Source organism: Ruminococcus albus AD2013, assembly GCF_000526775.1.
Classification (GTDB): domain Bacteria; phylum Bacillota; class Clostridia; order Oscillospirales; family Ruminococcaceae; genus Hominimerdicola; species Hominimerdicola alba_A.
Map to the genome: position 1 here is coordinate 1 of NZ_JAGS01000002.1, position 11,824 is coordinate 11,824.

The 11,824-nt window shown below is 45.6% G+C and carries 25 protein-coding genes; 15 read left to right on the forward strand and 10 right to left on the reverse strand.

All coding sequences use genetic code 11. The features are described from left to right. Positions 1-300: 300 nt before the first annotated feature. The 3 genes from N773_RS23015 (at position 301) to N773_RS0117160 (ending at position 1,446) form a co-directional block, all read left to right on the forward strand. Positions 301-471, forward strand: a complete 171-nt coding sequence (locus N773_RS23015; RefSeq protein ID WP_242840440.1) for a hypothetical protein — start codon at positions 301-303, stop codon at positions 469-471. Between the two features lie 24 nt (positions 472-495). Continuing rightward, positions 496-948 carry a hypothetical protein gene (locus tag N773_RS23020; RefSeq protein ID WP_242840441.1) on the forward strand — a complete coding sequence of 151 codons (453 nt, stop codon included), beginning with the start codon at positions 496-498 and terminating at the stop codon, positions 946-948. Positions 949-1,140: 192 nt separating this feature from the next. Beyond that, positions 1,141-1,446, forward strand: a complete 306-nt coding sequence (locus N773_RS0117160) for a hypothetical protein (protein ID WP_024858917.1) — start codon at positions 1,141-1,143, stop codon at positions 1,444-1,446. A gap of 221 nt (positions 1,447-1,667) precedes the next feature. On the opposite strand, the gene N773_RS0117165 is transcribed toward N773_RS0117160, so the two are convergent. After that, on the reverse strand, positions 1,668-1,913 hold the full coding sequence (locus N773_RS0117165; protein ID WP_024858918.1) for a hypothetical protein: 246 nt from the start codon (positions 1,911-1,913) through the stop codon (positions 1,668-1,670). Continuing rightward, a complete protein-coding gene (locus N773_RS22700; RefSeq protein WP_024858919.1) occupies positions 1,891-2,367 on the reverse strand; it encodes a hypothetical protein in 477 nt (158 codons plus the stop codon). Before N773_RS22700 ends, N773_RS0117165 begins: the two co-directional genes overlap by 23 nt. Positions 2,368-2,743: 376 nt before the next feature. On the opposite strand from N773_RS22700, the gene N773_RS23025 reads away from it, so the two are divergent. The 5 genes from N773_RS23025 (at position 2,744) to N773_RS23040 (ending at position 4,608) form a co-directional block, all read left to right on the forward strand. Continuing rightward, positions 2,744-2,968 (forward strand): hypothetical protein, encoded by a 225-nt coding sequence (locus N773_RS23025; protein WP_242840442.1) that lies wholly within the window; start codon positions 2,744-2,746, stop codon positions 2,966-2,968. Beyond that, a complete protein-coding gene (locus N773_RS23310) occupies positions 2,953-3,081 on the forward strand; it encodes a hypothetical protein (protein WP_278245377.1) in 129 nt (42 codons plus the stop codon). Before N773_RS23025 ends, N773_RS23310 begins: the two co-directional genes overlap by 16 nt. A gap of 113 nt (positions 3,082-3,194) precedes the next feature. Beyond that, entirely contained in the window at positions 3,195-3,359 is a 165-nt protein-coding gene (locus N773_RS23030; RefSeq protein ID WP_242840447.1) for a hypothetical protein, read from the forward strand. Positions 3,360-3,514: 155 nt separating this feature from the next. Then, on the forward strand, positions 3,515-3,694 hold the full coding sequence (locus N773_RS23035; RefSeq protein ID WP_242840443.1) for a hypothetical protein: 180 nt from the start codon (positions 3,515-3,517) through the stop codon (positions 3,692-3,694). 260 nt (positions 3,695-3,954) lie between these two features. Next, positions 3,955-4,608 (forward strand): M3 family metallopeptidase, encoded by a 654-nt coding sequence (locus N773_RS23040; RefSeq protein ID WP_242840444.1) that lies wholly within the window; start codon positions 3,955-3,957, stop codon positions 4,606-4,608. Between the two features lie 61 nt (positions 4,609-4,669). Here the strand turns inward: N773_RS23040 and N773_RS0117180 are convergent, their stop codons facing one another. From N773_RS0117180 to N773_RS22355, 3 genes are read right to left on the reverse strand one after another with little or no spacing between them, the layout of a single operon-like run. Further along, the gene (locus N773_RS0117180; protein ID WP_024856072.1) at positions 4,670-5,758 is read right to left on the reverse strand and encodes an acyltransferase; all 1,089 of its coding nucleotides are present in this window, start codon (positions 5,756-5,758) and stop codon (positions 4,670-4,672) included. 2 nt (positions 5,759-5,760) lie between these two features. Beyond that, a complete protein-coding gene (locus N773_RS0117185; protein WP_024858920.1) occupies positions 5,761-6,495 on the reverse strand; it encodes a hypothetical protein in 735 nt (244 codons plus the stop codon). Positions 6,496-6,514: 19 nt separating this feature from the next. Then, the gene (locus tag N773_RS22355; protein WP_155250938.1) at positions 6,515-6,685 is read right to left on the reverse strand and encodes a hypothetical protein; all 171 of its coding nucleotides are present in this window, start codon (positions 6,683-6,685) and stop codon (positions 6,515-6,517) included. Between N773_RS22355 and N773_RS0117195 the strand changes: the two genes are divergently transcribed. The 4 genes from N773_RS0117195 (at position 6,684) to N773_RS0117210 (ending at position 8,850) form a co-directional block, all read left to right on the forward strand. Then, on the forward strand, positions 6,684-6,986 hold the full coding sequence (locus tag N773_RS0117195) for a hypothetical protein (RefSeq protein ID WP_196231674.1): 303 nt from the start codon (positions 6,684-6,686) through the stop codon (positions 6,984-6,986). The two genes, N773_RS22355 and N773_RS0117195, sit on opposite strands and share 2 nt — an antisense overlap. Before the next feature lie 19 nt (positions 6,987-7,005). Further along, positions 7,006-7,737, forward strand: coding sequence for a hypothetical protein (locus N773_RS0117200; protein WP_024858922.1), 732 nt, complete (start codon positions 7,006-7,008; stop codon positions 7,735-7,737). Between the two features lie 2 nt (positions 7,738-7,739). Continuing rightward, positions 7,740-8,102 (forward strand): acyltransferase family protein, encoded by a 363-nt coding sequence (locus tag N773_RS0117205; RefSeq protein ID WP_024858923.1) that lies wholly within the window; start codon positions 7,740-7,742, stop codon positions 8,100-8,102. 214 nt (positions 8,103-8,316) lie between these two features. Further along, a complete protein-coding gene (locus tag N773_RS0117210) occupies positions 8,317-8,850 on the forward strand; it encodes a hypothetical protein (protein WP_024858924.1) in 534 nt (177 codons plus the stop codon). Positions 8,851-8,976: 126 nt separating this feature from the next. On the opposite strand, the gene N773_RS23045 is transcribed toward N773_RS0117210, so the two are convergent. From N773_RS23045 to N773_RS23065, 5 genes are all read right to left on the reverse strand, one after another. Then, positions 8,977-9,168 (reverse strand): M3 family metallopeptidase, encoded by a 192-nt coding sequence (locus tag N773_RS23045; RefSeq protein WP_024858925.1) that lies wholly within the window; start codon positions 9,166-9,168, stop codon positions 8,977-8,979. A gap of 134 nt (positions 9,169-9,302) precedes the next feature. After that, positions 9,303-9,452, reverse strand: a complete 150-nt coding sequence (locus N773_RS23050) for a hypothetical protein (RefSeq protein ID WP_431602482.1) — start codon at positions 9,450-9,452, stop codon at positions 9,303-9,305. After that, a complete protein-coding gene (locus N773_RS23055; protein WP_024858926.1) occupies positions 9,413-9,742 on the reverse strand; it encodes a M3 family metallopeptidase in 330 nt (109 codons plus the stop codon). Before N773_RS23055 ends, N773_RS23050 begins: the two co-directional genes overlap by 40 nt. 198 nt (positions 9,743-9,940) lie before the next feature. Continuing rightward, positions 9,941-10,396 (reverse strand): hypothetical protein, encoded by a 456-nt coding sequence (locus tag N773_RS23060; protein WP_242840446.1) that lies wholly within the window; start codon positions 10,394-10,396, stop codon positions 9,941-9,943. A gap of 33 nt (positions 10,397-10,429) precedes the next feature. Then, a complete protein-coding gene (locus N773_RS23065; protein WP_024858928.1) occupies positions 10,430-10,708 on the reverse strand; it encodes a hypothetical protein in 279 nt (92 codons plus the stop codon). Positions 10,709-11,125: 417 nt separating this feature from the next. Here N773_RS23065 and N773_RS23315 point away from each other — a divergent pair, with 417 nt between their 5' ends. From N773_RS23315 to N773_RS22360, 3 genes are all read left to right on the forward strand, one after another. Next, positions 11,126-11,251: a hypothetical protein gene (locus N773_RS23315; protein ID WP_278245378.1), complete on the forward strand. Its 126-nt coding sequence runs from the start codon at positions 11,126-11,128 to the stop codon at positions 11,249-11,251. A gap of 130 nt (positions 11,252-11,381) precedes the next feature. Beyond that, complete coding sequence (locus N773_RS0117255; RefSeq protein WP_024858929.1) at positions 11,382-11,600, forward strand: hypothetical protein; 219 nt, start codon at positions 11,382-11,384, stop codon at positions 11,598-11,600. 50 nt (positions 11,601-11,650) lie between these two features. Further along, positions 11,651-11,803: a hypothetical protein gene (locus N773_RS22360; protein ID WP_155250940.1), complete on the forward strand. Its 153-nt coding sequence runs from the start codon at positions 11,651-11,653 to the stop codon at positions 11,801-11,803. Positions 11,804-11,824 lie beyond the last annotated feature (21 nt).

Sequence of the window (11,824 nt, forward strand, 5' to 3'; positions counted from 1 at the left end):
CAAGGTGAACTACGTTATCTCAACATCTTCAAAGGGTCGTATACCTTCACGTGATTCAGTTAAGATAAGAAGAAAGACAGTCGGAGTGGAATATTCCCTGCCTGACTTCTATCGATACTGCAAACGCTATCGCTTCCTCCATCAGGAGCAAGTACAACGAGAGCCAACACAGAGATAGTTGATATAAACAATATGCGTCGCGAAAAGACCACTCTGCACTTCACCAAGATGCACGGCTGCGGCAAACGACTATGTAATACTTCAACTGCTTTGACCGTATGATAGATAACCCCGAGGGCTTTGGCGCTGAACCTTTCCGACAGACATTTCGGTATCGGCGGCGACGGTGTTATACTGGTATGCCGTTCAAAGGTTGCTGACGGACGTATGAGGATGTTCAACTCCGACGGTTCGGAGGGCAAGATGTGCGGCAACGGCATAAGATGCGTGGCTAAGTTTCATGAGAGATAACGGTCCTGGTTGACCCGCGACCTTATGACCATCGAGACACTGTCAGGCATCATCAAGGTAAAGCTCAGCAGACATTACGGCGAAGTTAACGGCGCTACTGTTGACATGGGTTGCTGCTATCCTCGACCCTGTGAAGAATACCCTGCAACACTGCCTGCTGACGAGAACGGCATGGTCGTAAACAGGGAAGTTGAGATAGCAGGTGAGAAGAAGAATGTTACCTGCGTATCCATGGGCAATCCTCACTGCATCGTATTTATGAACAACATAGACGATATGGAGATCGAGAAGATCGGTCCCAAGTTCGAGCATGATCCCATCTTCCCCGAGAGAGTGAATACAGAGTTTATCAAGGTAATAGACAGCCACACTCTTAAGATGCGTGTATGGGAGAGAGGTTCGGGGCGAGACATTTGCCTGCGGCACGGGCGCTTGTGCGGCTGTAGTTGCAGCTGTCCTGAACGGCTATTGTCCTAAGAACGAGGAAGTAACAGTTATGCTGGCGCGGCGGCAACCTGAAGATACGCTACACTGAATGAAACTGTTTATATGACAGGTGAGGCTTGTTTACTGTATTCGAGGGAAGATATCAGCGTTTAAGGTCTTCTATATACAGCGCGATTTTTCTGCAAAAAGTTGTACGTTTTTTGTACAACTCTTGGCAGAAATATGTCTGAGGTTAAAAATAAAAACGTATGTTTGCATAAAATCTTCGTGGCAGGATATGTGCATGATAACAACAAAAAGGCGCCTTTGCCGAAAACGACAGGGCCGCTTTTTGTGAAAGGAGCGGTGGACTATGTCGCGATCAACATTGCAGTACATACTTTGCGGATTTATATTCTTTGTGGCCGGGGGGCGTTGATGGTGGGGCTGAATTACTATCTTATCATTATGGGCATAAAAAACGAAAAAAACTTCCCGAGGAGGAACGAAAGCGGTATCCGTCGGGAGCACCGCTCTATGGAGGGATAATTGTGTGGCTGTGGGCGTGGCTTGATAGCATTGCGCTTTAAAGCACCTGTGGAATCGGTCTGATAACCCCTTTTGCTCGACCCCGGAGGGATATCCGGGATATTGTATTGCCTGATATTTGAGAGGCGGGAAACCAAGAAAGAAATAGAATAACACGTTTTTTCAAAAAGCAAACAGCCGTACCCAAGTGGTGCGGCTGTTGTTTGTGTTAAGTATATTAATTAAGGAGTATAAAGGCAGGTCACTTGATAGTAACGGTGAAGGATTCTGCTGTTAACATTGGTGAGATCCCACTTGCCGTTTACCTTGGCACCGATCATCATCTTGTAGGTCTTGCCTGGTCTGAGTTTTGGGGAAGTATAGGTAGTGGTATTCGCCGGAATGTTCTGATCAACTATCTTCCACTTGCCTGCAAGGAATACAGCAACTCCGTAGCACTCTGCATTAGGGATTTGGTTCCAGTTCAACCTGAACTGATGATAGGTCTTTTGTTGTATTGGATAGAGGAGAGTTTGGGGGTAAACAGGCTTGGGTGTAACAACTATGCTGTTGGAGAAATCCTTGACGTATTTTCCGTTCAGCATTGGAATGACAGCTACCCTGTACTCTGTATTTGCAGCCAGACCACTCAGTATATAGGTAGTATCCGTTGTTTCTGTCGAGCATTTTCCACTCGCCGTTGACGTAGCCTGCTATAGCGTATCTTTCAGCGCCTTCTATTTCGTTCCAGCTGAGCTTGACTGCCTTATTTCCCTTCAGATAAGATACAACGGGTGGGGTGTATACAGTACGGGTGTCAGCGCTGGCATTTATTGCCGCAACACCGCCGATAACGCCTACAGGGACCGCGCCGCTTAACATCATAACTACACAAAGACCTGCTGCTGCTCTCTTCATATTATTTGATAAATTCTTTTTCATAATATTACACCTGACCTTTCTACATACCATCAACGTTTGCGTTAAAAATTGCTACATTCGTATGAAACTTGTCCATTCGAGTTCCTCCTTCTTCAATATTTATCAAGCTAAATAATAATACGCTTGATACTTATTAACTATATTATAACATTCACAGAAACATTTGTCAAGAATTATCCAAAAGCTCTATTTAAAACTTTGTGAAACTTGTTAAAATAATAGTTAAATTTAAATCCGGATAAATAATAACGGTTGGTATATCTTGTGGCGCGGCATTGGCGAAGCATGCTGTTTGTGCTGTAAAGTCTTGGTTAGTTATGGATAACCAATTTTAATAAAATGCTTGTATTTTACAGAAGAACATGGTATAATACTAATGTTACTAATTTTTTCCGAATGGAGGATAACAAATGAGCCGAAGAAAGAATACCCAAGAGAAGTGAAGTCGCTAAGGAAAAACACCTGGGCGATAGAGGATATTTTCCCGACAGATGAAGCGTGGGAAAAGGCGCTTGAGGACTTCAAAAAGCTCCCCGAAAAGGTAGCTGCAATACAAGGGCAGACTTGGCGAAAGCGCCGATACCTTTGCTTGAGTTTTTAAAGCTGAGCGACGATATATCGGTAGCAGCTGACTCGATCGTGAAACTATGCCAGCGCAAGTCTGATGAGGATTACGGCTGTTGCAAAAGTATCAGGGCTATGTGGGTCAGATGATGAACGTGTTTTGTTGCGTTGAATGCAAGCGAGCAGTTTTTGAAAGTCCCGAGCTTATCTCGATCCCGATGATGTGCTGAAAAGGCTTCTATAAGCAGAACAGCGGGCTTGAACTGTACCGCCGTCAGCTTGAACGCAATACGGCCGCAGGAAAGACCATGTACTTTCCGAAGCGGAGGAAAGGAATCATTGCGCTGGCGGGCGAGATGGGAAATTCAGCAGATAAGATATACTCTATGTTCTCAGATGCCGATCTTAAATTTGAGGACGCCTGTTGACAGCGAGGGCAAGACTCATCAGGTGACGCCACGGCAGTTATATACCGCTGGTAAAGGACGCTGACAAGGGAACTGAAGAAAGTCTGCATTTACTTCCATATACAAGGGCTACGGCAAATTCCGTAAACACCTGCGCGGCTACCCTCGATTCACAGATGAAAAGCGCTGGAATTCTATTCAAAGGGCGAGAAATTATAACTTCTGCGCTGGAAGGTTCGCTTTCGGCAAATGAGGTGCCTGTGGAGGTGTATCACAACCTTATCAAGGCAGTTCACGATAATATGAACTATATGTACGATTATGTCGCACTGCGCAAAAAAGCTTCTCGGTGTTGACGAACTGCATTTCTACGATCTCTACACCCGATAGTATCCGACTTTTACCATGAAAGTCACCTTTTGAAGAGGCTAAGGAGACTGTACTGAAAGCACTTGCACCTATGGCGAGGAACTATATCGCCATACTGAAAGGAGGGCTTTGAAAACCGCTGGATAGACGTATATGAGAACGAGAACAAGACAAGCGGTGCGTACTCCGCAGGTGCAAGAGTACATCCTTTTGGTACTGTTAAAACCACAAGGACACCCTCGACTGTATGTTCACGCTGGCGCACGAGATGGGTCCACGCTATACATTCCTATCTCTTTCAAACAAAAATCAGCCTGTGGTATACAGCGATTATGTTATATTCGTGGCTGAGGTTGCTTCTACCTGCAACGAGGCTCTGCTGATGCAGTATCTCCTTGCACACACGGATGACAAGAAGGAAAAGGCATATCTCATAAACTACTTCCTTGAACAGTTCCCCACCACTCTTTACAGGCAGACAATGTTCGCTGAATTCGAGCTGAAATGCAGTGAGATATGCGCTTCGGGCGATACCCTTACAGCTGATAAGCTTTGTGAGATCTACGGCGACCTGAACAAGCTGTACTTCGGTGACGGTATCGTTCTCGATGAGGATATCAAGATGGAATGGGCACGGATACCGCACTTCTACTATGATTTCTATGTATACCAGTACGCGACCGGCTATTCTGCGGCGATAGCGCTTTCACAACGTATACTGAAAGAGGGTGCACCAGCTGTTAAGGATTATATTGAAGGCTTCCTCATGGGCGGCTGCTCGGCTGACCCGATAACACTGCTGAAAAATGCGGGCGTTGATATGTCTACCACTAAACCCGTGACCGATGCTCTCGCACTTTTTGGTGATCTGATAAAGCAGATGGACGAACTTGGCAAGTAGTATAAACCGATAAATATAATAAAAACGGAGGACAGTTCATTTAGCTATCCTCCGTTTTGTGTTATATTATTTCTTTTACTAACGGTACAAATTTCAGTACTCTTGTTATCGCATAAGACACTGCAAAAGCTATGAGCATCATCAGAATCAGCGTACCTGTGCTGCCGTGTGCAAAGGGGTCAAACTTCATAACTACAAAGATGTGCTTGTAAACGATCATGTGTATCAGGTATATCCCGAATGAGCACTTGTCGATCTCAGCCGCCGCTTTATCGAGGAAAGGTATCTCCTTGCCGTTGTCGAAAGACTTGAACAGTGAGAATACTCCTGCCGCGGCAAGCACGGTGTGTACTGCAAAGTACTGATCTGCGATATTTTTCACACGTTTGGCGGTATCAGCATCTGCGGTGTGCAGGCGGTAGTAGGTCAGGAAGATCATTCCTGCCGCGCCTATGAGTATGAATATAACGCTGAGTATCCGTCCGATCTTCAGTTTTTCGCTGTGAATGGCATATCCCATAAAGAAATACAGTGGGAAGATACTGCCTGCGAATATGTAGAAAATCAGTGTACCACTGCCGATAAGTGTCTTAGCCGTCGTTATCACGGAATTTGCTACAAACAGCAGTCCCAGCAGATACAGCAGTTCTTTTTTGTCAGCCGATTTTGTTATAATTCGGTAGATCGGCAACATGAGATAAAAAGCTATCATCAGGTAAAGATACCATGTGTGTGACCAGCTCATGCCGTTTTCAGTGAAGGTATCAAACACCGCATGGCGCACGCCCTCAAGCAGGTGCGCGGGTCTGAAATCCTTCTGATAGACTGCGTGATCGTACACTGCGAATATCTCGGCAAAAGCAAACAGGGCTATCACCATACGCGGCATATATTTCCCGAAGATCTTTTTGAGATCGATCTTTCGCTTAGCGTCCAGCATCAGCGCACCGCTCACCATCATGAAAGCAGGAACAGCCCAGTACATCAGGTTGCGCACTGTGAACAATGCTGTCATTCGCTCACGATCGTTTCTCGCAAAAGTGGCGCCTGTTATATAGCAGCCGTGCAGCACGACAACTGCTATGCAGGCAAGCGCTTTTATCCGGCTGAAATACAGTATCCTGCTTTTATTTTCGGTGTCATTGTTCATAATCAGAATACTTCGGCATCGTCGCCTACACAGCCACCCTGATCCTGATTATCATAGGAAGGCTGCTCGTCGTAGACTGCGGGCTCTTCGTAATTATATACAGGCTCTTCGTTGTAGTTATTGTTATTATCTACATCAGGCTCTTCATAGTAGGGCTCTGTTGTTACAACGGGCTCGTTTTCATTGCTTATGCCCTCAGCAGGCTTGCCTGCTACGGTCAGTGACTCGCCGTCTTTTGTCAGGCACCCTACGGAAGGTTCGTTGATATTGAGACCGAGCCTGATGGTGGAGCAGATGCTTGTGTTTACTTTCTCAACATCGTAAACAGTATTCTCATCGGAGCCGTATCTTACTGTCAGAGCTTCGCCCGAAGGTATTTCAAAGGACTGGGCAAAGCCTGTGGAAAGAAAAGCACCGTCTTTAAGCAGGTCAGCGATACACTTTCCGTCCTTGTCGAGTATCTGTATCACATAAAGGTCGATGCCTGTGTTGTTGGATATCTCGGCTCTCATCATTTCAAGCTTTTCCTCGGCCTTGGAATCTGCCTCAGCCTTGCTCTCAACGGGAGCCTTTTCTTCCTCATCTGATGTGATCACCTCCACAGCGGCAGCTGAAGAAGTGGTATATCTTTTTTGGACTCGTCGTTTCTTTTTGGTATCGCCGCAGGCGCTCGTGCTAAGTGCAGTAACAGCTATTACTGCAAGGATAGATGCTTTCTTCATAAGTGTAATATTCATTTTATTTTCCTCCGTTTTATCAACTCATTATAACACGTTTTACTGTGCCGTTTATGTCATATTTCCATGTGCCTTTATCGCCGTAGGTTATTTTGAAACCGCTCTGGCCTTTTTTATTTTCACACTGGAAATCGGGGTCGAATATATAGGTCTTGCCGCTGCCGCCAAAGTTGTGTTTATCTCGACCCATGAAATGGTCCGATGGATGTGTTCCGCGGCTAAGTGTGCAGCTGCTTCTGATGAATGGGCTAAAAGTGCTGGGCTTTGACCGCCTCATCAGTTCCAGCTGCACACTTAGCCGCGGAACATCCATCGACCATTCATGGGTCGAGATAAACAACTTTGGCGGCAGCGGCAAGACCTATATATTCGACCCCGATTTCCAGTGTGAAAATAAAAAAGGCCAGAGCGGTTTCAAAATAACCTACGGCGATAAAGGCACATGGAAATATGACATAAACGGCACAGTAAAACGTGTTATAATGAGTTGATAAAACGGAGGAAAATAAAATGAATATTACACTTATGAAGAAAGCATCTATCCTTGCAGTAATAGCTGTTACTGCACTTAGCACGAGCGCCTGCGGCGATACCAAAAAGAACGACGAGTCCAAAAAAGATACCACTTCTTCAGCTGCCGCTGTGGAGGTGATCACATCAGATGAGGAAGAAAAGGCTCCCGTTGAGAGCAAGGCTGAGGCAGATTCCAAGGCCGAGGAAAAGCTTGAAATGATGAGAGCCGAGATATCCAACAACACAGGCATCGACCTTTATGTGATACAGATACTCGACAAGGACGGAAAGTGTATCGCTGACCTGCTTAAAGACGGTGCTTTTCTTTCCACAGGCTTTGCCCAGTCCTTTGAAATACCTTCGGGCGAAGCTCTGACAGTAAGATACGGCTCCGATGAGAATACTGTTTACGATGTTGAGAAAGTAAACACAAGCATCTGCTCCACCATCAGGCTCGGTCTCAATATCAACGAACCTTCCGTAGAGTGCCTGACAAAAGACGGCGAGTCACTGACCGTAGCAGGCAAGCCTGCTGAGGGCATAAGCAATGAAAACGAGCCCGTTGTAACAAAAGAGCCCTACTATGAAGAGCCTGATGTAGATAATAACAATAACTACAACGAAGAGCCTGTATATAATTACGAAGAGCCCGCAGTCTACGACGAGCAGCCTTCCTATGATAATCAGGATCAGGGTGGCTGTGTAGGCGACGATGCCGAAGTATTCTGATTATGAACAATGACACCGAAAATAAAAGCAGGATACTGTATTTCAGCCGGATAAAAGCGCTTGCCTGCATAGCAGTTGTCGTGCTGCACGGCTGCTATATAACAGGCGCCACTTTTGCGAGAAACGATCGTGAGCGAATGACAGCATTGTTCACAGTGCGCAACCTGATGTACTGGGCTGTTCCTGCTTTCATGATGGTGAGCGGTGCGCTGATGCTGGACGCTAAGCGAAAGATCGATCTCAAAAAGATCTTCGGGAAATATATGCCGCGTATGGTGATAGCCCTGTTTGCTTTTGCCGAGATATTCGCAGTGTACGATCACGCAGTCTATCAGAAGGATTTCAGACCCCGCGCACCTGCTTGAGGGCGTGCGCCATGCGGTGTTTGATACCTTCACTGAAAACGGCATGAGCTGGTCACACACATGGTATCTTTACCTGATGATAGCTTTTTTATCTCATGTTGCCGATCTACCGAATTATAACAAAATCGGCTGACAAAAAAGAACTGCTGTATCTGCTGGGGACTGCTGTTTGTAGCAAATTCCGTGATAACGACGGCTAAGACACTTATCGGCAGTGGTTACACTGATTTTCTACATATTCGCAGGCAGTATCTTCCCACTGTATTTCTTTATGGGATATGCCATTCACAGCGAAAAACTGAAGATCGGACGGATACTCAGCGTTATATTCATACTCATAGGCGCGGCAGGAATGATCTTCCTGACCTACTACCGCCTGCACACCGCAGATGCTGATACCGCCAAACGTGTGGAAAAATATCGCAGATCAGTACTTTGCAGTACACACCGTGCTTGCGCGGCAGGAGTATTCTCACTGTTCAAGTCTTTCGACAACGGCAAGGAGATACCTTTCCTCGATAAAGCGGCGGCTGAGATCGACAAGTGCTCATTCGGGATATACCTGATACACATGATCGTGTACAAGCACATCTTTGTAGTTTATGAAGTTTTGACCCTTTGCACACGGCAGCACAGGTACGCTGATTCTGATGATGCTCATAGCTTTTGCAGTGTCTTATGCGATAACAAGAGTACTGAAATTTGTACCGTTAGTAAAAGAAATAATATAACACAAAACGGAGGATAGCTAAATGAACTGTCCTCCGTTTTTATTATATTTATCGGTTTATACTACTTGCCAAGTTCGTCCATCTGCTTTATCAGATCACCAAAAAGTGCGAGAGCATCGGTCACGGGTTTAGTGGTAGACATATCAACGCCCGCATTTTTCAGCAGTGTTATCGGGGTCAGCCGAGCAGCCGCCCATGAGGAAGCCTTCAATATAATCCTTAACAGCTGGTGCACCCTCTTTCAGTATACGTTGTGAAAGCGCTATCGCCGCAGAATAGCCGGTCGCGTACTGGTATACATAGAAATCATAGTAGAAGTGCGGTATCCGTGCCATTCCATCTTGATATCCTCATCGAGAACGATACCGTCACCGAAGTACAGCTTGTTCAGGTCGCCGTAGATCTCACAAAGCTATCAGCTGTAAGGGTATCGCCCGAAGCGCATATCTCACTGCATTTCAGCTCGAATTCAGCGAACATTGTCTGCCTGTAAAGAGTGGTGGCGGAACTGTTCAAGGAAGTAGTTTATGAGATATGCCTTTTCCTTCTTGTCATCCGTGTGTGCAAGGAGATACTGCATCAGCAGAGCCTCGTTGCAGGTAGAAGCAACCTCAGCCACGAATATAACATAATCGCTGTATACCACAGGCTGATTTTTGTTTGAGAGATAGGAATGTATAGCGTGGACCCATCTCGTGCCGCCAGCGTGAACATACAGTCGAGGGTGTCCTTGTGGTTTAACAGTACAAAAGGATGTACTCTTGCACCTGCGGAGTACGCACCGCTTGTCTTGTTCTCGTTCTCATATACGTCTATCCAGCGGTTTTCAAAGCCCTCTTTCAGTATGGCGATATAGTCCTCGCCCATAGGTGCAAGTGCTTTCAGTACAGTCTCCTTAGCCTCTTCCAAAGGTGACTTTCATGGTAAAGTCGGATACTATCGGGGTGTAGAGATCGTAGAAATGCAGTTCGTCAACACCGAGAAGCTTTTTTGCGCAGTGCGACATAATCGTACATATAGTTCATATTATCGTGAACTGCCTTGATAAGGTTGTGATACACCTCCACAGGCACCTCATTTGCCGAAAGCGAACCTTCCAGCGCAGAGTTATAATTTTCTCGCCTTTGAATAGAATTCCAGCGCTTTCATCTGTGAATCGAGGGTAGCCGCGCAGGTGTTACGGAATTTGCCGTAGCCCTTGTATATGGAAGTAAATGCAGACTTTCTCAGTTCCCTGTCAGCGTCCTTTACCAGCGGTATATAACTGCCGTGGGTCACCTGATGAGTCTTGCCCTCGCTGTCAACAGCGTCCTCAAATTTAAGATCGGCATCTGAGAACATAGAGTATATTCTTATCTGCTGAATTTCCCATCTCGCCCGCCAGCGCAATGATCCTTTCCTCCGCTTCGAAAGTACATGGTCTTTCCTGCGGCGTATGCGTTCAAGCTGACGGCGGTACAGTTCAAGCCCGCTGTTCTGCTTATAGAAGCCTTTCAGCACATCATCGGGGATCGAGATAAGCTCGGGACTTTCAAAACTGCTCGCTGCATTCAACGCAAACAAACACCGTTCATCATCTGACCCACATAGCCCTGATTACTTTGCAACAGCCGTATCCTCATCAGACTTGCGCTGGGCATAGTTCACGATCGAGTCAGCTGCTACCGATATATCGTCGCTCAGCTTTAAAAACTCAAGCAAGGTATCGGCGCTTTCGCCAAGTCTGCCCTTGTATGCAGCTACCTTTTCGGGGAGCTTTTTGAAGTCCTCAAGCGCCTTTTCCCACGCTTCCATCTGTCGGGAAAATATCCCTCTATCGCCCAGGGTGTTTTCCTTAGCGACTTCAACTTCTCTTGGTATTCTTTCTTCGCTCATTGTTATCCTCCATTCGGAAAAATTAGTAACATTAGTATTAATACCATGTTCTTCTGTAAAATACAAGCATTTTTATTAAAATTGGTGTTATCCATAACTAACCAAAGACTTTACAGCACAAACAGCATGCTTCGCCAATGCCGCGCCACAAGATATACAACCGTTATTATTTATCCGGATTTAAGTTTAACTATTATTTTAACAAGTTTCACAAAGTTTTAAATAGAGGCTTTTGGATAATTCTTGACAAATGTTTTCTGTGAATGTTATAATATAGTTAATAAGTATCAAGCGTATTATTATTTAGCTTGATAAATATTGAAGAAGGAGGAACCTCGAATGGACAAGTTTTCATACGAATGTAGCAATTTTTAAACGCAAACGTTGATGGTATGTAGAAAGGTCAGGTGTAATATTATGAAAAAGAATTTATCAAATAATATGAAGAGAGCAGCAGCAGGTCTTTGTGTAGTTATGATGTTAAGCGGCGCGGTCCCTGTAGGCGTTATCGGCGGGTGTTGCGGCAATAAATGCCAGCGCTGACACCCGTACTGTATACACCCCACCCGTTGTATCTTATCTGAAGGGAAATAAGGCAGTCAAGCTCAGCTGGAACGAAATAGAAGGCGCTGAAAGATACGCTATAGCAGGCTACGTCAACGGCGAGTGGAAAATGCTCGACAGAACAACGGATACTACCTATATACTGAGTGGTCTGGCTGCAAATACAGAGTACAGGGTAGCTGTCATTCCAATGCTGAACGGAAAATACGTCAAGGATTTCTCCAACAGCATAGTTGTTACACCCAAGCCTGTTTACCCCAAACTCTCCTCTATCCAATACAACAAGACCTATCATCAGTTCAGGTTGAACTGGAACCAAAATCCCTAATGCAGAGTGCTACGGAGTTGCTGTATTCCTTGCAGGCAAGTGGAAGATAGTTGATCAGAACATTCCGGCGAATACCACTACCTATACTTCCCCCAAAACTCAGACCAGGCAAGACCTACAAGATGATGATCGGTGCCAAGGTAAACGGCAAGTGGGATCTCACCAATGTTAACAGCAGATCCTTCACCGTTACTATCAAGTGACCTGCTTTATACTCCTTAATT

Excerpts from the sequence above, each read along its gene's own strand:
- N773_RS23020 (WP_242840441.1), top strand. The coding sequence starts at position 496 with ATGACCATCGAGACACTGTCAGGCATCATCAAGGTAAAGCTCAGCAGA.
- N773_RS0117160 (WP_024858917.1), top strand. The coding sequence starts at position 1,141 with ATGTCTGAGGTTAAAAATAAAAACGTATGTTTGCATAAAATCTTCGTG.
- N773_RS22700 (WP_024858919.1), bottom strand. The coding sequence starts at position 2,367 with ATGAAAAAGAATTTATCAAATAATATGAAGAGAGCAGCAGCAGGTCTT.
- N773_RS23025 (WP_242840442.1), top strand. The coding sequence starts at position 2,744 with ATGTTACTAATTTTTTCCGAATGGAGGATAACAAATGAGCCGAAGAAA.
- N773_RS23035 (WP_242840443.1), top strand. The coding sequence starts at position 3,515 with ATGAAAAGCGCTGGAATTCTATTCAAAGGGCGAGAAATTATAACTTCT.
- N773_RS23040 (WP_242840444.1), top strand. The coding sequence starts at position 3,955 with ATGTTCACGCTGGCGCACGAGATGGGTCCACGCTATACATTCCTATCT.
- N773_RS0117180 (WP_024856072.1), bottom strand. The coding sequence starts at position 5,758 with ATGAACAATGACACCGAAAATAAAAGCAGGATACTGTATTTCAGCCGG.
- N773_RS0117185 (WP_024858920.1), bottom strand. The coding sequence starts at position 6,495 with ATGAATATTACACTTATGAAGAAAGCATCTATCCTTGCAGTAATAGCT.
- N773_RS0117195 (WP_196231674.1), top strand. The coding sequence starts at position 6,684 with ATGAAATGGTCCGATGGATGTGTTCCGCGGCTAAGTGTGCAGCTGCTT.
- N773_RS22355 (WP_155250938.1), bottom strand. The coding sequence starts at position 6,685 with ATGGGTCGAGATAAACACAACTTTGGCGGCAGCGGCAAGACCTATATA.
- N773_RS0117200 (WP_024858922.1), top strand. The coding sequence starts at position 7,006 with ATGAATATTACACTTATGAAGAAAGCATCTATCCTTGCAGTAATAGCT.
- N773_RS0117205 (WP_024858923.1), top strand. The coding sequence starts at position 7,740 with ATGAACAATGACACCGAAAATAAAAGCAGGATACTGTATTTCAGCCGG.
- N773_RS23045 (WP_024858925.1), bottom strand. The coding sequence starts at position 9,168 with ATGGCACGGATACCGCACTTCTACTATGATTTCTATGTATACCAGTAC.
- N773_RS23065 (WP_024858928.1), bottom strand. The coding sequence starts at position 10,708 with ATGAGCGAAGAAAGAATACCAAGAGAAGTTGAAGTCGCTAAGGAAAAC.
- N773_RS23315 (WP_278245378.1), top strand. The coding sequence starts at position 11,126 with ATGAAAAAGAATTTATCAAATAATATGAAGAGAGCAGCAGCAGGTCTT.
- N773_RS0117255 (WP_024858929.1), top strand. The coding sequence starts at position 11,382 with ATGCTCGACAGAACAACGGATACTACCTATATACTGAGTGGTCTGGCT.